Consider the following 22,478-nt stretch of genomic DNA (forward strand, 5'->3'; position numbering starts at 1 on the left):
TTACGCCGCCTCCGGAAAGAACACCGCGCCTGCCGTCACCTTACGGCATTCCCCCCCGTCCATGTCCAACAGGAGCGCACCATCTAGGTCGAGGTCACGGAACAGCCCGCAGAAGCTGGTGTCCTCCAGACGCACCTGGATTGGCTTACCGAGACCGGCAGCGCGCGCAAGCCATGCCTCGCGCAGACCCGCCATGCCGTCGCGCCGCCACACCTTCAGCCAGCGATCGAGATGGATGGTAAGGCGCTCCAGAAACCTGTCGGGTGTCAGGCCCGGCGCGCCGAGAGCAGCGAGATCGCCGGCCGGATAATCGGCAATCTCAGGATGGGCGGTCAGGTTCACACCCATGCCGACAACGAGCGAGTCGACGACACCTTGCGTCGACGATGCCTCTATCAGGATCGCGCCGACCTTCTTGCCATCCACGAGGACGTCGTTGGGCCACTTACACGTCGCCAACGGCACGTCCGGCGCCACGTCGTCGATCGTCTCGGCAATCGCCAGCGAGGCGGCGAAACCGGACAATGCTGCCAGGTCTGGCGCCATGTCCGGGCGCAAGATCAGACTGACAAAGAGATTGCCCGGCGTTGAGATATAGGACCGGCCGCGCCGCCCGCGGCCCGACGTCTGCCGGCGCGCCAAGACCATCGTGCCCTCCGGCGCGCCGTCTCTTGCGCGTGCAAGCGCCTCGTCGTTGGTACTGGTGGTGGTCTCCAGATCGACCAGCGAAAAGCCGGCCGGCAGCGCGATGGTCACGGCGATAGGGCCGCCTGCACGGCATCGCCTGTGGCGGGCATCAAGGCCGTGGCCGCCGCATCAGCGCCCGACAGAAGCGGGCCGGTATAGAGGAAGAAGAGCGCCGTAAACGCGGCGGTGATCAGAACGACATAGGTGATCTCGCGTCCCGCCGGGGAATCGAACTTTTCGGCGGGGTCGTCGAAATACATGATCTTGACGATGCGCAGATAGTAGAAGGCGCCGATCACGCTGGTCAGCACACCGACGACGGCGAGCGTATAGAGACCCGCATCGACCGCCGCCAGGAAGACGTAGAACTTACCGAAGAACCCGGCGAGCGGCGGAATGCCCGCCATCGAGAACATGAAAATGCCGATGGCAAGCGCCATGGCGGGATTGTTTGTCGACAGACCGGCGAGGTCATCGATGCTCTCGACCATGGAGTCCTGACGGCGCATGGCCAGGATGCATCCCCAGGTCCCCGCACCCATGGCGAGGTAGATCGCCATATAGATGACGACGCCGTTGATGCCGGCCTGGTTGCCGGCCGCCAGACCGACCAGTGCATAGCCGACATGGCCGATCGAGCTATAGGCCATCAGGCGTTTGATGTTGCGCTGTCCGATGGCGCCGAACGCGCCCAGCAGCATCGATGCGACGGCAAGCAGGAAGACGATCTGCTGCCACTGGTCGAACAAGGCCTCGAACGGCCCCATCATGACCCGGAGCAACAGCGCGATCGCGGCGATCTTGGGCGCGACTGAGAAGAAGGCGGTGACTGGCGTCGGCGCGCCTTCATAGACATCCGGCGTCCACATGTGGAACGGCACGGCCGAGACCTTGAACGCCAGGCCGGCGGCGATGAAGACCAGGCCGACGATCAGGCCGATCGAGACCTCGCTGGGCGGCATGCCATCAAGCAGGCCGGCCAGTTCATCGAACGACGTGGTACCGGAGAAGCCATAGACCATGGAACAGCCATAAAGCAGCATGCCCGAGGCGACCGCGCCGAGGACGAAGTACTTTAAGCCGGCCTCGGACGATCTCAGGCTGTCGCGCTTGAACGCCGCGCAGACATAGAGCGCCAGACTCTGCATCTCCAGGCCGACGTACAGCGACATGAAGTCGTTGGCCGAGATCATGATGAACATGCCGAGCGTCGCCAGCACGACCAGGATCGGGTACTCGAAACGCTCGATACCCTCGCGCCGCAGGTAGCCAAGGCTCAGGATCAGCGTCAGGCCGCCGCCGATCAGGACCAGGATCTTCATGAAGACGGAGAAGTCATCGTTGATGATGAGACCGTCAAACGCCTGCGATGGTCCCGGCACGACGCCGACCAGGAAACCCGCGACGACGAACGAGATGATCGTCAGCACCATGATCAACCGGGTCGCGCCGTTACCGGCAAAGGCGCCGACCATCAAAAGCGCCATGCCGATCACCGCGAACCACAGCTCGGGCAGAACCTGGATGACGTCGCTGGTTGCCAAATCGATCATCGCCGGCCCCTAGTTCGCGCCCACTTGGGCGAGAGACACCGTGCCCTGGGTCTGGCTGACCAGGTGCTCCACGGACGCGTGCATCGCCGACAGGAAGGCATCGGGATAGATACCCATGACCAGCACCACGATGATCATCGGCACGAAGTAAAGGAGTTCGCGGCGGTTGCAGTCCAGGATGTCGCGCAGGTCTTCACGCACCATCTCGCCAAAGACGACACGGCGGTAGAGCCAGAGCATGTAGGTCGCGCCGAGGATGATGCCGGTGGTGGCAAACAGAGCGACCCAGGTATTGGCCTCGAAGGTGCCGACCAGGACCAGGAATTCGCCCACGAAACCCGACGTACCGGGCAGACCGACCGACGCCATCATGAAAACCATGAAGATGAAAGCGTACTTCGGCATGCGGGAGACCAGGCCGCCATAGCGATCGATCAGGCGCGTGTGCATGCGGTCGTAGATCACGCCGACACACAGGAAGAGCGCGGCCGAAACGACGCCGTGACTCAGCATCTGGAAGATGCCGCCCTCAAGGCCCTGCTGGTTCATGGTGAAGATGCCGGCCGTGACGAAGCCCATATGGGCGACTGACGAATAGGCGATCAGCTTCTTCATGTCCTCCTGCATCAGCGCGACGAGCGAGGTATAGATGATCGCGATAATGCTGAGGACGAAAATGAAGGGCGCGAAGTACGCGGACGCGTCTGGCAGCATCGGCAGCGAGAAGCGCAGATAGCCATAGCCACCCATCTTCAACAACACGCCTGCCAGGATGACGGAGCCAGCGGTCGGCGCCTCGACATGAGCGTCAGGCAGCCAGGTATGGACCGGCCACATCGGCACCTTGACCGCGAAGGAGGCGAACATGGCAAGCCACAACCAGCGCTGCAGGTCCGGATCGAAACCCGCGTTCATCAGATCGGGGATGTTGGTCGTACCGGTCTCGAAATACATGACCAACAGCGCGATCAAGAGCAGCACCGAGCCGACCAGCGTATAGAGAAAGAACTTGAACGCCGAATAGATGCGACGCGGCCCGCCCCAGACACCGATGATCAGGAACATCGGGATCAGCATCGCTTCGAAGAAGAGGTAGAAGAGTACGAAGTCGAGCGCGCAGAAGACGCCGATCATCAGCGTTTCCATGACCAGGAACGCGATCATGTACTCCTTCACCCTGACCTTGACCGAGTCCCAGCTGCATAGGATGCAGACCGGCGTCAGGAACGCCGACAGAACGATCAGGAAGAGCGAGATGCCGTCGATGCCGAGGTAGTACTGAATACCGTAGGCGGGAATCCACGGCACTTGCTCGACAAACTGGAACTCATGGGTCGAAGGGTCGAACAAGACCCAGATCACGACCGTGACAATCAACGTCAGGAGCGATGTCCACAGCGCGACATAACGCGCATTGCGATTGACGATCTCTTCGTCCTCGCCGCGGATGGCAAGGATGAACGCCGCCCCGATCAGGGGCAGCACGATCGCCAGGGTCAAAAGGGGCCAGTCAGCCATGCTCGCTCACCCCTAACCCACGGTCCGGAACAGGAACCAGGTCACGACGACAGCGACGCCGATCAGCATGGCAAAGGCATAGTGGTAGACGTAGCCGGACTGCAGCACCTTCGCCTTTCTGGCGAGATCCAATGTTGCCGCCGCGATCCCGTCGGGTCCAAGGCCGTCGATCACCTTACCGTCAATCGCCTTCCACAACCCGTGACCGAGCCGTTTGGCGGGACGCACGAACATCCAATCGTAGAGCTCGTCGACGTAGTACTTGTTGAGCAGAAGCAGATAGATCGGGCGTGCCGCGCTGGCGATCCGGCCCGGCCATGCCGGCCGCCGCATGTAGCAGACAAAGGCGGCGAGAACACCGAGCAAGGCGCCGACCAGCGGCGTGAAGATGGCCCAGGACGGAATGTGATGAGCCTCGGTGATCACGTTATGGCCGAGCACTAGGATGGAATCACCGAAGAACGGTTCACCGCCATCGGCCACCATCACGCCGCCCAGGAACCCGAAGCCGCCAAAAATTGAACCCAGCGCCAGGATCAGAAGCGGCATCCACATGACCTTGGGCGCCTCGTGCACATGGTCCTCGGTCTCCTTGGACATGCGCGGGCGGCCGTGGAAGGTCATGAAGATTAGGCGCCAGGAATAAAGCGCGGTCAGGATCGCGCCGGCGACGCCCATCCAATAGGCGTAGAGGCCCATGTTGGTGTGCGCGGCAAAGGCGGACTCGATGATCAGGTCCTTGGAGAAGTAGCCGGCGAAGAACGGTATACCCGCAAGCGCCAGGCTACCGATCCACATATAGGCATAGGTGATCGGTATCTTGCGCCACAGCCCGCCCATGCGCCGCATGTCCTGTTCGTCGTGCATGGCGTGGATGACCTGGCCGGAGCCCAGGAACAGAAGCGCCTTGAAACAGGCGTGGGTCGCCAAATGGAACAGAGCGGCGGCATAGGCCCCGACGCCGCAGGCGAAGAACATGTAGCCGAGCTGGCTGCACGTGGAATAGGCGATGACCCGTTTGATGTCGTTCTGAGCGATGCCGATAGTCGCCGCGAAGAACGCCGTCGTCGCACCGATGAAACAGACGAACATCAGGGCATAGGGCGCGTACTCGAACATCGGCGACAGGCGCACGACCATGAAGACGCCGGCGGTCACCATGGTTGCGGCATGGATTAGCGCAGAGACCGGGGTCGGACCTTCCATGGCGTCCGGCAGCCAGGTGTGCAGCGGCACCTGCGCCGACTTGCCCATGGCGCCGACGAAGAGCAGCAGACACAGCGTGGTCAGCGTGTCGACTTCCCAATTCAGGAAGGTGAAGGTCGAACCGGCGACATCGGGCGTGGCGTTGAACACCGCGTCGAACGAGACGGCGTTATAGACCAGAAAGACACCCATGATGCCGAGTGCGAAGCCGAAATCGCCGACGCGGTTGACGACGAACGCCTTGATCGCCGCGGCGTTCGCGCTGGGCCGCTTGTACCAGAAGCCGATCAGGAGATAGCTGCAGAGACCGACGCCTTCCCAACCGAAGAAGAGCTGCACGAAGTTGTCGGCGGTCACCAGCATCAGCATGGAGAACGTGAAGAGCGACAGATAGGCGAAAAACCGCTGGCGGTGCGGATCGTGCTCCATGTAGCCGATCGAATAGATATGAACGACCATCGAGACGGTCGTCACAACGATCAACATCACCGCCGTGACCTGGTCGAAGTAGAGCGCCCAGTCGACCTCGAATGCACCGGAATCGATCCAGGTAAAGAGCTGTACCTCGCGCACGTTGCCGGCCACGGTGATGTCGAAGAAGACGATCCAGGCCAGCACACAGCACGCGACCATCAGGACACATGTCGTAATGGGCGCCCATTTGGGGCCAAGCTGCCGGCCGAACAGGCCCGACAAGATGGCGCCTATCAAGGGCAGGAAAACAATTGCGGCGTGCAACGCTCAGCCCTTCATCATGTTGATGTCCTCAACCGCGATCGAGCCGCGATTGCGGAAATAGACGACCAGGATGGCAAGGCCAATGGCGGCCTCCGCCGCCGCAACGGTCAAGACCAGCATGGCGAAGATCTGACCGACGAGGTCACCGAGCTCGGCCGAAAACGCCACCAGGTTGATATTGACGGCAAGCAACATCAGCTCGACCGACATCAAGATGATGATGACGTTCTTGCGGTTCAGGAAGATGCCGAGAATGCCGAGCGTGAACAGAATCGCGCCGACGGTGAGGTAGTGGGCCAGACCGACTTCCATATCAGATGCCCTCCCCCGGCCGCACCTTGCGAACCTCGACCGCATCCTCCGGGCGCCGCGCGACCTGATCGCGGATGACCTGGCGTCGCACCGTTCGGTGGCGCAGCGTCAGCACAATGGCGCCGATCATCGCAATCAGCAGTACCATGCCGGCGCCCTGGAACAGGAAGACATAGCGGGTGTACATCAAGTCACCGATTGCCGCGGTGTTGGAGCGTATCGCCGGGTTGGGCATCGGCGCCTGCGCCGCGCCGAACAGCTCGGGGTGCAGGACCCAGCCACCGCCGACCAGGATCAACTCGATCAACAGGATCAGGCCTATAAGTCCGCCGATCGGCAGGTATTGCAGGAAACCTTGGCGCAGCTCGGTGATGTTGATGTCGAGCATCATGACGACGAACAGGAACAACACCGCGACCGCGCCGACATAGACAACGACCAGAACCATTGCCAGGAACTCCGCGCCCAGAAGTACGAACAGGCCGGCGGAGTTGAAGAAGGCCAGGATCAGGAACAGGACAGAGTGCACGGGGTTGCGCGCGGAAATGACCATCACAGCCGAGGCGACAGTGATTGCCGCGAAGACATAAAATGCCAAGGTCTGAATGATCATGTCTTGTGCCCCTTTTAGATCCGACTAACGGTAGGGCGCATCGGCAGCGAGGCGCGCGGCGATTTCCTGTTCCCAGCGGTCGCCGTTGTCGAGCAGCTTCTGCTTGTCATAGAACAGTTCTTCGCGCGTTTCCGTCGCGTATTCAAAGTTCGGACCTTCAACAATGGCATCGACCGGACAGGCCTCCTCGCAGAAGCCGCAATAGATGCACTTGGTCATGTCGATGTCGTAGCGGGTCGTACGCCGGCTGCCGTCTTCGCGCGGCTCCGCTTCGATGTGGATCGCCTGTGCCGGACAGATCGCCTCGCACAACTTGCAGGCGATGCAGCGCTCCTCGCCATTGGGATAACGCCGCAGCGCATGCTCGCCCCGGAACCGGGGCGACAGCGGTCCCTTTTCGTAAGGGTAGTTCACGGTCGCGCGACGCCGAAACATGTAACGGAACGTCAGCGACATGCCGGAGACCAGTTCGGCCAGCAGCAGCGAGCGCGCGGTGCGATCGAGAAACGCCATATCAGAAGTCTCCCCGGAACGGGTCGCGCCTTAGCATGATGGGCTTCATCGCGGCAACCAATCGAAGACAAGGAGTGCGCCCGAAACGATCACGACGGCGGCCAGCGAGATGGGCAGGAAGACCTTCCAGCCCAGGCGCATCAGTTGATCGTAGCGGTAGCGCGGGAATGTCGCGCGCACCCAAAGGAAGAAGAAAAGACACAAGAAGACCTTCAGGATGAACCAGATCGGCCCTGGGATCCATGTGAACGGCTCGACCCCGAACGGCGCCAGCCAACCGCCGAGGAACAGGGTGGTCGCCAAGGCGCTCATCAGAATCATGTTCGCGTATTCGCCAAGGAAGAAGAGCGCGAAGGTCATCGCCGAATACTCGACGTTGAAGCCGGCGACCAATTCCGATTCGGCTTCCGGCAGGTCGAACGGCGCCCGATTGGTCTCGGCGAGCGCGGAGATAATGAAGATGACGAACATCGGGAACAACGGGATGAAGAACCAAACACCCTCGTCCTGGGCCCGAACGATATCGGAGAGGTTCAGCGATCCCACGCAGACCAGAACAGTGATCAGGACGAAGCCGATCGCGACTTCATAAGACACCATCTGGGCCGCCGAACGCAGCGCACCCAGGAACGCGTACTTCGAATTCGACGCCCAGCCGGCCATGATGATGCCGTAGACACCGAGCGAGGAGACCGCGAACAGGTAGAGGATACCGACATTGATATCCGCCAAGACCCAACCGTCATCGAACGGGATCACCGCCCAACCGATCATCGCTAGGATGAAGGTGATCATCGGCGCCAGAACAAAGACCACCTTGTTGGCGCCTGTCGGAACAATGGTCTCCTTCAGGAACAGTTTCAGACCGTCAGCGAACGGCTGCCACAGCCCAAACGGCCCGACGACATTGGGGCCCATGCGAAGCTGCATGGCCGCCATGACCTTGCGCTCGGCATAGGTCAGGTAAGCGACCGCAATCAACACCGGCACAATGATCGCGATGATCGACAAGACGATCAGGATGAACGGCCACAGGTAGCCGGTTACGAAGGGCGACTGAATGAACTCAGCCATCGGTTCCCGTCGCCTCCCCGCTCGCGTTGACAAAGGCCTCGGTGCACTGGGCCATGGTCGGCGACGCCCGGCTGATCGGGCACGTCATATAGAAGTTGTCGACGGCCGCGCTGAACGCCGTATCGTCGAGCGTGCCGGCCGTCCCAAAGGCCTGCCACGCCGCCGCAACGATCTCGTCGCTGGCACCAAGATGAGGCGCAATCTCGAACATACGCGTACGCACGTCGTCGATCGTATCCATCGGCACGGCGGCACCCATGGCGCCGGATAGCGCCCGGATGATCTTCCAATCCTCGCGCGCTTCACCCGGCGGAAAGACGGCGCGCGCGGCCTGCTGCGGACGGCCTTCCATGTTGACGTAGATTGCGTCCTTTTCCGTATAGGCCGCGCCGGGCAGGATGATGTCCGCGACACGGGCGCCGTGGTCGCCGTGGTGGCCCTGATAGATTACAAAGCTATTGGCCAACCGCTCGATACCCGGTCCGTCGGCATCAAGCAGATAGACGACCTCGATGGCGCCGTCTTCGGCGCCGGCCAGAATACCCGCGGTGTCGCGCCCGCCCTCGCCCGGCACGAAGCCAAGGTCAAGGCCGCCGACACGCGATGCCGCCGTGTGCAGAACGTTCACACCATTCCAGTCGTCGCTTCCGGCACCACTGGCCTCAGCGATCTGGCGTACCAACGCGAGGACGGCCGCGCCGTCATCGCGCGCCAGCGCGCCGGCACCGACGATGATCATCGGTCGTTCGGCGCGTTTCAGGACACCGGCAAAGGTGCTACTGCCCTCGGCGATCTCCTGCAGGGTACGCGGTCCGGCGCCCAGATAACTTGAGGGATAGGTCAGATCGACCTGCGGGCCGACAACGCCGACCTCAAATCCGCCCATCAACCAACGCTTGCGCAGCCGCGCGTTGATCAGCGCAGCTTCCTTGCGCGGGTTGGCGCCGACGATCAGGCAGGCATCTGCCTGCTCGATGCCGGCAATCGTTGTGTTGAAGAGATAGGAGGTCCGCACGGCGGGATCGACCTTCATGCCGTCCAGGCGGCAATCGCGATGGGGTGAGCCCTTCTGGTCAAGCAGCGCCAGCAGCGCGGTCATCGCCTCGCAGTCGACCTGATCGCCCGCCAACGCGGCAATCTTCGCGCCGTCGGTCCGGTTCAGCTTGTCGGCGGCAGCCTGTAACGCCTCTTCCCACGATACCGGCTCCAGCTTGCCAGCCTTGCGGACATAGGGCGTGTCGAGGCGGCGGCGCATCAGACCGTCGACGGCAAAGCGCGACTTGTCGGAGAGCCATTCCTCGTTGATGTCTTCGTGCAGGCGCGGCAGGACGCGCAGCACCTCGCGGCCGCGCGCATCGACACGGATGTTGCTGCCAACGCCATCCAGCACATCGACGGAATCAGTTTTCTTGAGCTCCCACGGCCGCGCGACAAAGGCATAGGGTTTGGACGTCAACGCGCCGACCGGGCATAGATCGATCACATTGCCGCTGAGCTCAGAATTGATGCCGTTCTCTATATAGGTCGTGATCTCCATGTCCTCGCCACGACCGGTCGCGCCCAGGCTGGGCACGCCGGCGATCTCGTCCATGAAGCGGATACAGCGCGTGCAATGGATGCAGCGCGTCATGTAGGTCTTGATCAGCGGCCCGAACTCTTTCTCCTGGACGGAGCGCTTGTGTTCGTGGAACCGACTGATGCCGAGCCCGTAGCCCATCGCCTGGTCCTGCAGATCGCATTCACCGCCCTGATCGCAGATCGGGCAGTCGAGTGGATGGTTGATCAGCAGGAACTCCATGGCGCCACGCTGGGCACCACCGGCAACATCGCCACGGGTATGCACGACCATGCCGTCAGCCACGGGCTGTGCGCAGGACGCCACCGGCTTCGGCGCCTTCTCGACCTGAACCAGGCACATCCGGCAGTTGCCGGCGATCGTCAGGCGGTCATGGAAACAGAAGCGCGGCACCTCGGCACCGGCCAGTTCGCAGGCCTGCAGCAGGGTCAACCGCTTGTCGACCTCGATCTCCACCCCGTCGATGGTGAGCTTGACGGTGTCGGTCATCGCCCGCCCCTATTCCGCCGCGACCGGCGTCGCGCCGCCACGCTCTTGGATACGCCGTTCAAGCTCGGGCCGGAAATGGCGGATCAGTCCTTGGATCGGCCAGGCCGCCGCGTCGCCAAGCGCGCAGATCGTGTGGCCCTCGACCTGTTTGGTGACGGCCTGCAGCATGTCGATCTCTTCGACCGATGCATCGCCGTCGATCAGGCGCTTCATGATCCGCATCATCCAACCGGTTCCTTCCCGGCACGGCGTGCACTGACCGCAGCTCTCGTGTTTATAGAACTTCGACAAGCGCCAGATCGCCCGCACGATATCGGTGGACTTGTCCATGACGATGACGGCGGCGGTCCCCAGGCCCGACTTCACTTCCATCAGCGCGTCGAAATCCATCAGGACCTCGTCACATACCGATTTCGGGATCACCGGCACCGACGAACCGCCGGGAATGATGGCCAGCAGGTTATCCCAACCGCCACGCACGCCGCCGGCATGCTTTTCGATGAGCTCCTTCAACGGAATGCTCATCTCCTCTTCGACGTTGCACGGCTCGTTCACATGGCCGGAGATGCAGAAGAGCTTGGTGCCGGAGTTCTTGGGCCGCCCGAACGAGGCAAACCAGTCGCCGCCGCGCCGCATGATGGTCGGCGACACCGCGACGGTCTCCACATTGGTCACCGTCGACGGGCAACCATAGAGGCCCGCCATGGCGGGGAACGGCGGTTTCAGGCGCGGCTGGCCCTTCTTGCCTTCCAGGCTTTCCAGAAGTGCGGTTTCCTCGCCACAGATATAGGCGCCGGCGCCGCGGTGCAGGAAGACATCGAAATCGTAGCCGGAGCCGCAGGCATTCTTGCCGATCAGACCGGCCTCGTAGGCCTCGTCGATCGCGATCTGCAATGCCACGGACTCGTTATAGAACTCGCCGCGGATATAGATGTAGGCGGCGTTGGCGCGCATGGCGAAGCCGGCGAGCAGGCAGCCCTCGACCAGCTTGTGCGGGTCATGGCGCATGATGTCGCGGTCCTTGCAGGTACCGGGCTCGCTCTCGTCAGCGTTGACGACCAGATAGGCGGGTTGCCCCTCGGGCCGTTCCTTGGGCATGAACGACCACTTCAGACCCGACGGGAAACCGGCGCCGCCGCGGCCCCTGAGGCCCGACGTCTTGATCTCCTCGACGATGGCGTCCGGCCCCTTGGCCAGGATCGCCGCCGTGCCATCCCAGTCACCACGCCGGCGCGCGGCGTCCAGGCCGGGGCTCTCGAAGCCATAGAGGTTGGTAAAGATGCGGTCCTTGTCCTGCAGCATGTTCAGACCTCGCCTTGCAAGACTTTGGCGCCGGAAACCGGCTCGGACGAATGGCGGCCGTTCTGGGGGCCGATCTTGGGTTTCTCGCCGCGGCTCAGCGCTTCCAGCAGCGCGATCGTTTTCTCCGCGTCCAGGTCCTCATAGTAGTCGTCGTTGACTTGCACCATCGGCGCGTTGACGCAGGCGCCCAGACACTCAACTTCTTTTAGGGTGAACTTGCCGTCGGCCGTCGTCTCGTCCCAATCGATGCCCAGGTATTTGCGGCATGCCCCGACCACGTCGTCGGACCCGCGCAGCATACAGGGCGTGGTCGTGCAGACCTGAACCAGGTACTCGCCCACCGGTTCCAGGTTGAACATGGTATAGAAGGTCGCGACCTCGTAGACATGGATCGGCGGGATATCCAGGACTTCGGCGATATGGTCCATGGCCGCGACCGGCACCCAGCCTGTCTGGCGCTGGGCCAGGTCCAGAAGCGGCAGGACGGCGCTCCGCTGGCGTCCCTCAGGGTACTTCGCCACGATCGCGTTGACCTTCTCCACGTTCTCAGCGGAGAACGCGAAACTCTCCGGCTGCTTGTCCAGGGCCACGGGGCGTCCGCGCGCCATACTCATCGGTCGATCTCCCCGAACACGATATCCATGCTGCCAATGATGGCAGCGGCATCCGCCAGCATATGTCCCTTGCACAGGAAGTCGCTGGACTGAAGGTGCAAGAAGCCGGGCGCCTTGATGCGGCATCGATAGGGTTTGTTGGTGCCGTCGGACACCAGGAACACGCCGAATTCGCCCTTGGGCGCCTCGACCGCCGCGTAAGCCTCGCCGGCTGGGACGTGATAGCCCTCGGTATAGAGCTTGAAGTGATGGATCAACGCTTCCATCGACTGTTTCATCAGCGCCCGGCGCGGCGGCGATACCTTCGGGTCTTCGGAATGGACGGGACCGTCGGGCATGGTCTCCAGGCACTGCTTGATGATGCGCACGCTTTGGCGCATCTCCTCGAGCCGCACCATGTAGCGCTCGTAACAGTCACCCTGCTTGCCGACCGGAATGTCGAAGTTGAACTGGGCATAGGAGTCATAGGGTTGCGCCTTGCGCAGATCCCATGGCACCCCGGCGCCACGCAGCATCGGACCGGTGAAACCCCAGTCCAATGCATCCTCGGCCGATACAATACCAATATCGACCGTGCGCTGCTTGAAGATGCGGTTCTCGTTCAACAGGTGTTCGATATCGTCGATGACGTTGAGGAAGGTCTCGAAGTAGGCGCCGATCTCGTCTTCCATACCGGCCGGCAGATCACGATGGACGCCCCCGGGGCGGAAGTAGGCCGAATGGAGCCTGGCACCGGAAACGCCCTCGTAGAACTCCATCAGTTTCTCGCGCTCTTCGAACGCCCATAGCGATGGCGTGATCGCGCCAACGTCCAGCGCGAACGTCGTGATGTTCAGCAGATGGTTCAGGACGCGGGTGATCTCGGAGAACAACACCCGGACATGCTGGCCGCGCGGCGGCACTTCGATGCCCAACAACGTCTCGACGGCCAGCGCATAGGCATGCTCCTGACACATGGGCGACACGTAATCGAGACGGTCGAAATAGGGCACCGCCTGCAGATAGGTCTTGTACTCGATCAGTTTCTCGGTGCCGCGGTGCAAGAGACCGATATGCGGATCGGCCCGCTCGACGACCTCGCCGTCCATCTCCAGCACCAGGCGCAGCACGCCATGGGCGGCCGGATGCTGGGGCCCGAAGTTCAGCGTCGTCGTCTTGATCTGGACTTCAGCCATTTTCGCCGGCCTCTTTCTCGTCCGCTTCGGCCTTTTCGTCGCCCGGCAAGACGTCGAACGACCCTTCCCACGGCGACAGATAGTCGAAGTTGCGGTAGGCCTGGGTCAGTTTGACGGGCTCGTAGACTACACGCTTCTGATCCTCGTCATAGCGCATCTCAACATAGCCGGTCAGCGGGAAGTCCTTCCGTTGCGGATGCCCCTCGAACCCATAATCGGTCAGAATGCGGCGCAGATCCGGGTGGCTGGCGAAATAGATGCCGTACATGTCCCAGACCTCGCGCTCGAGCCAGTTGGCGGAGCTATAGATCCCCGTAGCGGACGGCACCGCGACATCATCGCCGACCACGAGCTTGACCCGAAGGCGCATGTTCAGGCGCAGGCTCAAGAGATTGTAGATGACGTCGAAGCGATCCGGCCTCTCAGGGTAATCAACCGCCGTGACATCAACCAGTTGCTTGAAAAGGCAGTTGGAATCATCCCTCAGCCAAGTCAGCAGCGGGATCAGCGCGTCAACCGTCGCGGCCAGCGTTGCCTGACCGCGGTCAAGTGTCAGTGGTCCTGCCTGACCACCGAACCTGGCCTCGGCGGCGTGACCGATCTCAAGCAAGGCTTCTGTCATGGCGGCGGCGATCCCGAACCCGGCCTAGCGCCTGATCGTGCCGGTGCGACGGATCTTCTTCTGCAACTGCAGAATGCCGTAGACCAGCGCTTCGGCCGTCGGCGGACAACCGGGCACGTAGATATCCACAGGCACGATCCGGTCGCAGCCTCTGACGACCGAATAGGAGTAGTGATAGTAGCCACCGCCATTCGCGCACGAACCCATGGAAATCACCCAGCGCGGCTCGGGCATCTGGTCATAGAGTTTGCGCAACGCTGGTGCCATCTTGTTGCACAGCGTGCCCGCGACGATCATCACGTCAGACTGACGCGGGCTGGCGCGCGGAATAACGCCGAAGCGGTCGAGGTCATAACGACTCATATAGGCGTGGATCATCTCCACACCGCAACACGCCAGACCGAACGTCATCGGCCAAAGGCTTCCGGTGCGCGCCCAGTTGACCAGCTTGTCGACATGGGACAGCACATAGCCCTTGTCTTGAACTTCCTCGGCAACCTTTCTCAGCAGTGCGTCCTGATCGGGTCCGGGGGGAATGTTGGCGATGCCGGTTGGTTCTACTCCCATTCGAGAGCTCCCTTACGCCATTCATAAATGAAACCGATGGTCAGCACGCCGAGGAAAACGACCATCGACCAGAAGCCGAACAATCCGATCTCGCTGAGCGACACCGCCCAGGGAAACAGGAAGGCGACCTCTAGATCAAAAATGATGAAGAGGATGGCGACCAGATAGAACCGGACGTCGAACTGCTGCCGCGCATCGTCGAAAGCATCGAACCCACATTCATAGGATGACAGCTTTTCTGGATCCGGTTTCTGCTGCCCCAACATATAGGACATCCCGATCATTACGCTGGCCATGGCTATGGCCAGGCCCAGGAAAATCAGAATCGGCAGATATTCCAGAAGCAGTTCGTTCATGGATCTCTCTCTATCGCGCGCCCCCTTATATTGCCCCTCACCTGACCTGTGAAGGCTGTTGTGAGACAACATTTCGAGCACGAAGCCCGGTCACGGACGCTTTGGCGGCCGGCCCGAACGGAGACGGGCTATTGCCGCCCTAACGTGCTCAAATTTAAGGGGAAATGGCGGGAGTGACGGGACTCGAACCCGCGACCTCTGGCGTGACAGGCCAGCGCTCTAACCGGACTGAGCTACACCCCCTTAAGGGGCCATTCGCGAAGGCGCATCATCTACGTTAGCGCCATTAGGGCGTCAAGGAAAATACAGGCTTTCGACCAATGCCCCATTTGACGCCCATGGAGTGTATCAGCGACCGGACAGACGTGGCCACACTGTCAGATCGGGAGACCGGGTCGGCAGCACCAGGTTCAGGGCATCGGGGCATGGTGGGCGATGACGGGATCGAACCGCCGACCTACTCGGTGTAAACGAGTTGCTCTCCCAGCTGAGCTAATCGCCCCCAAAGGTTCTTGTCGCAACAAAGCCGACAAACGCGGCCCGTCTAATCCGTCACATTGTCTTGTGCAACCGCCATCGTTCTCAAGACGAGCAGCATGACATCACGGCGGCGTCGTTGAACGTCCAAACGAAAACTGCCGGCACCCACGAGAGGCAACCGGCAGCTCGAAAACTTATCGTCGGTCAACTCGGTTAGTTGACAGCTTCCTTCAGGGCTTTACCGGCCTTGAACTTCGGCTGCTTCGACGCCGGGATTTTAATACGCTCGCCGGTGCGCGGATTGCGACCTTCGCTGGCTGCACGATTGGCAACCGAGAAGGTGCCGAAACCGACAAGACGAACTTCGCTGCCCGACGCAAGCGACGATGAAATACAATCAAACACGCAATCGACGGCACGACCGGCATCGGCTTTCGTCAAACCAGACTCGTCCGCCACTTTGGCAATCAGATCGTTCTTGTTCACAGTAAGGCCCCCTCCCACGATTCGGCTGTTGGTGATTGGATCAACATAGACAGGCATCCCCAGAGCATTGTCAGTCTATCGTTCCGCTCGCGATGGCGTCAACGCAGACAAACAGTAACGCGCGGATTAACGCCATTTGATGTGGATGACAAGTGCTCGTTCAGTGCGTGATGACATCGCCGACATCATCGTCGGAACGCTTGCTCATTTTCTCGGCCGCCTCGGCATCGTCCTCGGTCCACTCGATCGGCACGGGCTTGTCCACAAGCACGCGCTCCAGGACTTCCTCGACCGACGCAACGGGCACGATCTCAATTCCGCGTTTAACGTTGTCGGGTATGTCCGCGAGATCCTTTTCGTTATCGCGTGGGATCAGCACCGTCTTGATGCCGCCGCGATGGGCCGCGAGGAGCTTTTCCTTCAACCCGCCGATCGGCAAAACGCGTCCGCGCAAGGTGATCTCGCCGGTCATCGCGACCGTGCACTTGACCGGAATGCCGGTCAGCGCGGAGAGGATCGACGTGAACATGGCGATACCGGCCGACGGTCCATCCTTGGGCGTTGCGCCCTCGGGCACGTGAACGTGAATGTCGCGACGATCGAAAATCGTCGGCTTCAAGCCCAGTTCAGGCGCCTGCGAGCGGACATAGCTCTTTGCCGCCTGCACCGATTCTTGCATGACGTCGCCCAGCTTGCCGGTGATCGTCATCTTGCCGCGGCCGGGCAGCACCACCGCCTCGATCGACAGCAATTCACCGCCGACTTCAGTCCAGGCCAGGCCGGTCGTAACGCCAACCATGTCCTCGCGCTCGGCCTCGCCATAGCGGAACTGGCGCACGCCGGCATACTTGCCGAGATTGCGGCTGGTCACCTTCACGTCCTTGACGCCGTCGGCGACGATATCGCGGACCGCCTTACGCTGTAGATTGGCGAGCTGACGTTCGAGGTTCCGGACGCCGGCCTCTCGGGTGTAGTAGCGCACGAGGTCGCGCAATGCGCCCTCGGAGATCGACCACTCTTCAGCCTTCAAGCCATGCGCTTGCAACTGCTTAGGGATCAGATGTTCCTGCGCGATGTGAACTTTCTCGTCTTCGGTGTAACCGGAGATACGGATCAGCTCCATGCGATCCATCAACGGCTGCGGAATACGAGTCGAGTTCGCCGTCGTCACGAACATCACGTCTGAGAGGTCGTAGTCGACTTCCAGATAGTGATCGTTGAACGTCGAGTTCTGTTCGGGGTCAAGGACCTCAAGCAGCGCCGACGACGGATCGCCGCGCCAATCAGCACCCAGCTTGTCGATCTCGTCGAGCAGGAAGAGCGGGTTCGATGACTTCGCCTTCTTCATGCCCTGGATGATCTTGCCGGGCATCGAACCGATATAGGTTCGGCGATGACCACGCACCTCGGCCTCGTCGCGAACGCCGCCTAGCGACATGCGAACGAAATTGCGACCGGTCGCGCGCGCGATGGACTTGCCCAGTGACGTCTTGCCGACACCCGGCGGTCCGACCAGACACAGGATCGGTCCCTTCAGCTTCGAACGGCGCAGTTGCACCGCCAGATACTCAACGATCCGTTCCTTGACCTTCTCCAGACCATAATGGTCGTTATCCAGCACATGCTGGGCGTGCTTCAGGTCCTTCTTCAGGCGCGTGCGTTTCTTCCACGGGATGGTCAGCATCCAGTCGAGGTAGTTCCGGACCACCGTCGCCTCGGCCGACATCGGGCTCATGGTCCGAAGCTTCTTGACCTCGGCCAGCGCCTTTTCTCGCGCTTCCTTCGAGAGTTTGGTGTTGGCGATCTTCTCTTCGTACTCGCCGGCCTCGTCGCGGCCGTCTTCGCCTTCGCCCAACTCCTTCTGGATCGCCTTCATCTGTTCGTTCAGATAGTACTCGCGCTGGGTCTTCTCCATCTGGCGCTTGACCCGGCCGCGAATACGTTTCTCGACCTGCAGCACGCCGATCTCGCCTTCGATCAGCGAATAGACCTTTTCGAGCCGCTCGAGCACCGAATCGATCTCCAGAAGCGCCTGCTTGTCGGAGACCTTGATGGTCAGGTGCGACGCGACCGTGTCGACCAGCTTGCCGTAGTTCTCGATCTGGTTGAGCGAGACCAGGACCTCTGGCGGGATCTTTTTGTTGAGTTTGACGTATTCCTCGAACTGGCTGATCACCGCGCGGGCAAGCGCCTGGAGCTCACGTTCGTCGGATTCCTTGTCGTCCAGGACTTCGGCATAGGCCTGGAAGAACGCCTCGTTGGGCGTGTGCTCGACGATTTTTGCGCGAGAACCGCCTTCGACCAGCACCTTGACGGTGCCATCGGGCAGTTTCAGCAGCTGCAGAACCGTCGAGACGGTGCCGATATCGTAGATGTCGTCGGCGCCAGGATCGTCCTGGGAGCCGTCTTTTTGGGCGACCAACAGGATCTGCTTGTCGTCCTTCATGACATCTTCAAGCGCCTTCACCGATTTCTCTCGGCCGACAAACAGCGGCACGATCATGTGCGGGAAGACAACGATGTCGCGTAACGGCAGAACGGAATAGAGAGCGCCTTGAGTCAAGCTCACGTAACAATACCTCCGTACTCAAAAATGCATCGGATCGGCCTGCGTCCTAGCCCGACCGGACCCGACCTAACGGAAACCTTGGAACAGATGGTCCGCCCACCGGGACGGATCAAGAGCGGTTCGCTCACGAGGCCGGTGCGACCTCGTCTTCGCGTTCCGCGTAGATCATCAACGGCTGGCTGCCATGGTCGACGACCTCGCGGTTGATTACGACCTCTTCGACACCTTCAAGGCTGGGAAGCTCAAACATGGTGTCGAGAAGGATCCCTTCCAGAATAGAGCGCAGACCGCGCGCGCCGGTCTTGCGTGCGATCGCCTTCTGGGCGATGCCGCGCAGCGCGTCATCGGTGAACGCCAGCTTGATTTCCTCCATCTCAAACAGCTTCTGGTACTGCTTGATCAGGGCGTTCTTCGGCTCGGCCAGGATCTTGACCAGGGACCCCTCGTCCAGATCGTCGAGCGTCGCGATCACGGGCAAGCGGCCGACAAACTCGGGGATCAGACCAAACTTCAGAAGATCTTCCGGCTCGACACCGCGCAGGATCTCGCCCGTGCGCCGCTCGTCAGGCGAGCGCACGTCGGCGCCGAAACCGATCGAGGTCGTCTTGCCGCGATCGGAGATAATCTTCTCCAGCCCGGCATAGGCACCGCCGCAGATGAACAGAATGTTCGTCGTGTCGACCTGCAGGAACTCCTGCTGCGGGTGCTTGCGGCCACCCTGGGGCGGCACCGAGGCGATGGTGCCTTCCATGATCTTGAGCAAGGCCTGCTGCACGCCCTCGCCCGACACGTCGCGGGTGATCGACGGGTTGTCGGACTTGCGCGCGATCTTGTCGACCTCGTCAATGAAGACGATGCCGCGCTGGGCGCGCTCGACATTGTAGTCGGCGGCCTGCACCAGCTTCAGAATGATATTCTCGACGTCCTCGCCGACATAACCGGCCTCGGTCAGGGTCGTCGCGTCGGCCATGGTGAACGGCACGTCCAGGATGCGCGCCAGCGTCTGGGCCAGCAGCGTCTTGCCACAGCCGGTCGGGCCGATCAGCAGGATGTTGGACTTGGCCAGTTCAACCTGATCCTGGCGCCCGCCGTTGTTCAGGCGCTTGTAGTGGTTGTGGACCGCGACCGACAGGATGCGCTTGGCGTAGTCCTGGCCAATCACATAGTCGTTGAGGACCTGATTGATCTCGCGCGGCGTCGGCACACCGTCGCGCGACTTCACGATGGAGCTCTTGTTCTCCTCGCGGATGATATCCATGCACAGTTCGACGCATTCATCGCAAATGAACACCGTCGGACCGGCAATCAGCTTACGAACCTCATGCTGACTCTTGCCGCAGAAAGAGCAGTAGAGCGTGTTCTTGGATTCGCCGCCGCCTTTTGTCATAGCACGAGGTCCTTCTGGGCCTATCGCTGGCGCATGTTAACTAGAAGCCGCAACGCGGCACAACTGCGTACCCGGGTAGATGTTGTACATATGTCGTAGCACTGTGGACAATTGGCAACACTATACGGGTACACGTTCCTGTCAGCGAAAAGGCCCGACACCTCCCTATTCGCTACTCTGATCGGTGGGATCAGCCGAATTTTCCGCTTCCGTCATGGTCTCAGTACGCGATTCAACCACCTGGTCGATCAGTCCGAACTCCTGAGCCTGAACCGGCGTCATAAAGGTGTCACGCTCCATGTTCTCTTCCACGACCTCGATGTCTTGACCAGTGTGGCGCGCGAAGATCTCGTTAAGGCGCTGACGCACAAAGAGAATTTCACGGGCATGGATCTCGATATCCGAGGCCTGGCCGCGCGCGCCGCCCGAGGGCTGGTGAATCATGATCCGCGACTGGGGCAGTGCGAAACGGTGCTCTTTCTCCCCGGCACATAACAGCAACGCGCCCATCGAGGCGGCCTGACCGATGCACAGCGTCGAGACCTTGGGGCGGATGTACTGCATGGTGTCATACATCGCCAATCCAGCGGTCACCATGCCGCCGGGTGAGTTGATGTAGAGCGCGATGTCCTTGGTCGGATTGTCGGCCTCCAGATAGAGCATCTGGGCGCAGATCAGGCTGGCCACGGCATCGTTGACACCGCCGGTAAGGAAAATGATGCGTTCCTTCAACAGGCGCGAGAAAATGTCATAGGCCCGCTCACCCCGGGAGGTCTGCTCGACCACCATGGGCACCAGGGTGTTGGCGTAGATTTCAAGCGGATCCCGCATTTCGGGTTCGCCGAGACCGGTCACCAGGTTGCGCGTCATGCGTCCGTATCATCCTTCTTTGTGGCCGCCTTCTTGGCTGGCGCTTTTTTCGCTGCGGTCTTCTTGGCCGGAGATTTCTTTGCCGCGGCCTTTTTGGCTGGTGCCTTCTTGGCCGCTGTCTTTTTGGCGGCCTTCTTCGCCGGCGCCTTCTTCTTGGCCGCGGCCTTCTTCGCTGGCTTGGCCTCGCCACTGGCGGCCGGATTGGCCTCTTCGGCGTCTTCCTGCTCGACCTTCATCAGCTCATCCGGGGTGATCGACCGCTCCGTCACCTCGACCTGGCTCAAGATATGGTCGATGACGCGGTCTTCCAGAATCGGCGCCGTCAATTCCTGTATAGCCTGCGGGTTGGACTGGAAGTGCTGGACGATCTGCGCTTCCTGACCGGGGAACTGGCGCGCCCGGTCGATCACCGCCTGCTGCATATCATCCTGGGTGATCTGAATGTTGTTCTGGGTGCCAACATCGCTAAGCAACAAACCCAGACGCACACGACGCTCCGCGATCTTGCGGTACTCGTCGCGCATTTCCTCGCGACGCTCCTCGCTAACCGGCTCACCCTGGCCTTGATCCTGGTCTGGGTTTTGCCCGCGGTCGAGCTCACCCTCGATTTGCTGCCAAATCGCCTCGAACTCGCCGTCGACGAGGCCGGTGGGCACATCGAAATCGTAGGTATCGGCGAGCTGGTCCAGCAACAGGCGTTTTGTGCGTTGGCGTGCAAGCTCGTTGTACTCCTGGCTCAGGCGCTCGCGCAGCTTGTCGCGCAGGTCGGCAACGTTCTCAGCGCCCTGGGCGGCGGCGAACTCATCGCTCAACTCCGCTGCCTTTGCCTTGCGTACCTCATGGACCTTGATCTCGAACTGGGCGGTCTTGCCGGCCAGGTTCTCAGCGCCGTAGTCGTTCGGGAAGGTCACGTCGATCGTGAAACTCTCGCCGGCTTTCTTGCCCATCAACCCGGCTTCAAACTCCGGCAAAAGCCGGCCTGCGCCCAGCTCGACGGTTTGATCTTCCGCGGTGCCGCCCTCGAAGGCCTCGCCGTCGATCCGGCCCGTGAAGTCGATACGCGCCGAATCGCCATCGGCCGCCTTGTAGCCCTCGTCGGTATCCTCAAAGTCTTTGTTGGCCTTGAGTAAACGATCCATCGCTTCGTCGACCTCGGCGTCGGACACATCGACGGAAAGCTGCTCGACCTTGTAGCCGGAGAAATCGTCGGTATTGATCTCCGGCAGGATCTCCACCGCGATGACAAACTCCAGGTCCTTGCCCTCGTCATAGGACATGTCCTCGATCGTCGGCTGCATGGCGGGGCGTACGCCCTGATCGGAAATGACGCGGCCGGAACTGTCCTGCAGAGTCTGCTGGATCACCTCGTTGACGACCGAAGGGCCGAACTGGCGTTTGAGAAGCTGAACCGGCACCTTTCCGGGGCGGAACCCCTTCATGTTGACGGTTTTCTGGAGCTCGGCGAGCTTGCCATCGATACGCGCGGCAATGTCGTCGGCTTCAATGGTGACCTTGTACTCGCGCTTCAGACCTTCGGCGAGTTGCTCGGTGACGTTCATGATAGGGGCACCGTGGTTCCGGGGTTTAACGGCAGGCAGCGGGTTGATCGCGCGGCGCGATGAGGCTTCAGCGTGGTGCGGGCGGAGGGACTTGAACCCCCACGACTTTCGTCACCAGATTCTAAGTCTGGCGTGTCTACCAATTCCACCACGCCCGCAGCCTTACGCGGCCGTCGCGGCCAGATAGCCGCCCGGGCGGGACCATATAGTCG

The 22,478-nt window shown here is 61.3% G+C and carries 20 protein-coding genes and 3 tRNA genes; all 23 read right to left on the bottom strand.

Translation table 11 applies throughout. The features are described 5' to 3' along the window. Complete coding sequence (locus AAF563_18845; protein ID MEM7123345.1) at positions 1–756, bottom strand: biotin--[acetyl-CoA-carboxylase] ligase; 756 nt, start codon at positions 754–756, stop codon at positions 1–3. After that, the gene (gene nuoN, locus AAF563_18850; protein MEM7123346.1) at positions 753–2,240 is read right to left on the bottom strand and encodes an NADH-quinone oxidoreductase subunit NuoN; all 1,488 of its coding nucleotides are present in this window, start codon (positions 2,238–2,240) and stop codon (positions 753–755) included. Before nuoN ends, AAF563_18845 begins: the two co-directional genes overlap by 4 nt. A gap of 9 nt (positions 2,241–2,249) precedes the next feature. Next, the gene (locus AAF563_18855; protein MEM7123347.1) at positions 2,250–3,758 is read right to left on the bottom strand and encodes an NADH-quinone oxidoreductase subunit M; all 1,509 of its coding nucleotides are present in this window, start codon (positions 3,756–3,758) and stop codon (positions 2,250–2,252) included. A 12-nt stretch (positions 3,759–3,770) separates the two neighbouring features. Further along, positions 3,771–5,702 carry an NADH-quinone oxidoreductase subunit L gene (gene nuoL, locus AAF563_18860; GenBank protein MEM7123348.1) on the bottom strand — a complete coding sequence of 644 codons (1,932 nt, stop codon included), beginning with the start codon at positions 5,700–5,702 and terminating at the stop codon, positions 3,771–3,773. 3 nt (positions 5,703–5,705) lie between these two features. Beyond that, the gene (gene nuoK / locus AAF563_18865; protein MEM7123349.1) at positions 5,706–6,014 is read right to left on the bottom strand and encodes an NADH-quinone oxidoreductase subunit NuoK; all 309 of its coding nucleotides are present in this window, start codon (positions 6,012–6,014) and stop codon (positions 5,706–5,708) included. 1 nt (position 6,015) lies between these two features. Next, positions 6,016–6,627 (bottom strand): NADH-quinone oxidoreductase subunit J, encoded by a 612-nt coding sequence (locus tag AAF563_18870; GenBank protein MEM7123350.1) that lies wholly within the window; start codon positions 6,625–6,627, stop codon positions 6,016–6,018. A 24-nt stretch (positions 6,628–6,651) separates the two neighbouring features. Further along, entirely contained in the window at positions 6,652–7,140 is a 489-nt protein-coding gene (gene nuoI / locus AAF563_18875) for an NADH-quinone oxidoreductase subunit NuoI (protein MEM7123351.1), read from the bottom strand. Positions 7,141–7,185: 45 nt separating this feature from the next. Further along, a complete protein-coding gene (gene nuoH / locus AAF563_18880; protein ID MEM7123352.1) occupies positions 7,186–8,214 on the bottom strand; it encodes an NADH-quinone oxidoreductase subunit NuoH in 1,029 nt (342 codons plus the stop codon). Continuing rightward, complete coding sequence (gene nuoG, locus AAF563_18885) at positions 8,207–10,279, bottom strand: NADH-quinone oxidoreductase subunit NuoG (GenBank protein ID MEM7123353.1); 2,073 nt, start codon at positions 10,277–10,279, stop codon at positions 8,207–8,209. Before nuoG ends, nuoH begins: the two co-directional genes overlap by 8 nt. A 9-nt stretch (positions 10,280–10,288) precedes the next feature. Next, a complete protein-coding gene (gene nuoF / locus AAF563_18890) occupies positions 10,289–11,581 on the bottom strand; it encodes an NADH-quinone oxidoreductase subunit NuoF (protein ID MEM7123354.1) in 1,293 nt (430 codons plus the stop codon). 2 nt (positions 11,582–11,583) lie between these two features. Further along, positions 11,584–12,195, bottom strand: a complete 612-nt coding sequence (nuoE, locus tag AAF563_18895) for an NADH-quinone oxidoreductase subunit NuoE (protein ID MEM7123355.1) — start codon at positions 12,193–12,195, stop codon at positions 11,584–11,586. After that, positions 12,192–13,370, bottom strand: coding sequence for an NADH-quinone oxidoreductase subunit D (locus tag AAF563_18900; protein MEM7123356.1), 1,179 nt, complete (start codon positions 13,368–13,370; stop codon positions 12,192–12,194). The genes nuoE and AAF563_18900 overlap by 4 nt, the downstream gene beginning before the upstream one ends. Next, positions 13,363–13,992, bottom strand: a complete 630-nt coding sequence (locus AAF563_18905) for an NADH-quinone oxidoreductase subunit C (protein MEM7123357.1) — start codon at positions 13,990–13,992, stop codon at positions 13,363–13,365. The genes AAF563_18900 and AAF563_18905 overlap by 8 nt, the downstream gene beginning before the upstream one ends. A gap of 24 nt (positions 13,993–14,016) precedes the next feature. Next, positions 14,017–14,559 (bottom strand): NADH-quinone oxidoreductase subunit B family protein, encoded by a 543-nt coding sequence (locus AAF563_18910; GenBank protein ID MEM7123358.1) that lies wholly within the window; start codon positions 14,557–14,559, stop codon positions 14,017–14,019. Then, positions 14,550–14,915, bottom strand: a complete 366-nt coding sequence (locus tag AAF563_18915; GenBank protein ID MEM7123359.1) for an NADH-quinone oxidoreductase subunit A — start codon at positions 14,913–14,915, stop codon at positions 14,550–14,552. The genes AAF563_18910 and AAF563_18915 overlap by 10 nt, the downstream gene beginning before the upstream one ends. Positions 14,916–15,080: 165 nt before the next feature. Next, positions 15,081–15,158, bottom strand: a tRNA-Asp gene (locus tag AAF563_18920). Between the two features lie 183 nt (positions 15,159–15,341). Beyond that, positions 15,342–15,417, bottom strand: a tRNA-Val gene (locus AAF563_18925). 191 nt (positions 15,418–15,608) lie between these two features. Next, positions 15,609–15,881, bottom strand: coding sequence for an HU family DNA-binding protein (locus AAF563_18930; protein MEM7123360.1), 273 nt, complete (start codon positions 15,879–15,881; stop codon positions 15,609–15,611). A 160-nt stretch (positions 15,882–16,041) separates the two neighbouring features. Next, entirely contained in the window at positions 16,042–18,450 is a 2,409-nt protein-coding gene (gene lon / locus AAF563_18935; protein ID MEM7123361.1) for an endopeptidase La, read from the bottom strand. A 124-nt stretch (positions 18,451–18,574) separates the two neighbouring features. Beyond that, complete coding sequence (gene clpX / locus AAF563_18940) at positions 18,575–19,837, bottom strand: ATP-dependent Clp protease ATP-binding subunit ClpX (protein ID MEM7123362.1); 1,263 nt, start codon at positions 19,835–19,837, stop codon at positions 18,575–18,577. Between the two features lie 165 nt (positions 19,838–20,002). Then, positions 20,003–20,668 (bottom strand): ATP-dependent Clp endopeptidase proteolytic subunit ClpP, encoded by a 666-nt coding sequence (gene clpP / locus AAF563_18945; protein MEM7123363.1) that lies wholly within the window; start codon positions 20,666–20,668, stop codon positions 20,003–20,005. 35 nt (positions 20,669–20,703) lie between these two features. Continuing rightward, complete coding sequence (tig, locus tag AAF563_18950) at positions 20,704–22,266, bottom strand: trigger factor (protein ID MEM7123364.1); 1,563 nt, start codon at positions 22,264–22,266, stop codon at positions 20,704–20,706. A 73-nt stretch (positions 22,267–22,339) separates the two neighbouring features. Further along, positions 22,340–22,424: transfer RNA gene (locus AAF563_18955), tRNA-Leu, on the bottom strand. Positions 22,425–22,478 lie beyond the last annotated feature (54 nt).

It is taken from the genome of Pseudomonadota bacterium, assembly GCA_039028155.1.
Taxonomy (GTDB): Bacteria; Pseudomonadota; Alphaproteobacteria; order SP197; family SP197; genus JANQGO01.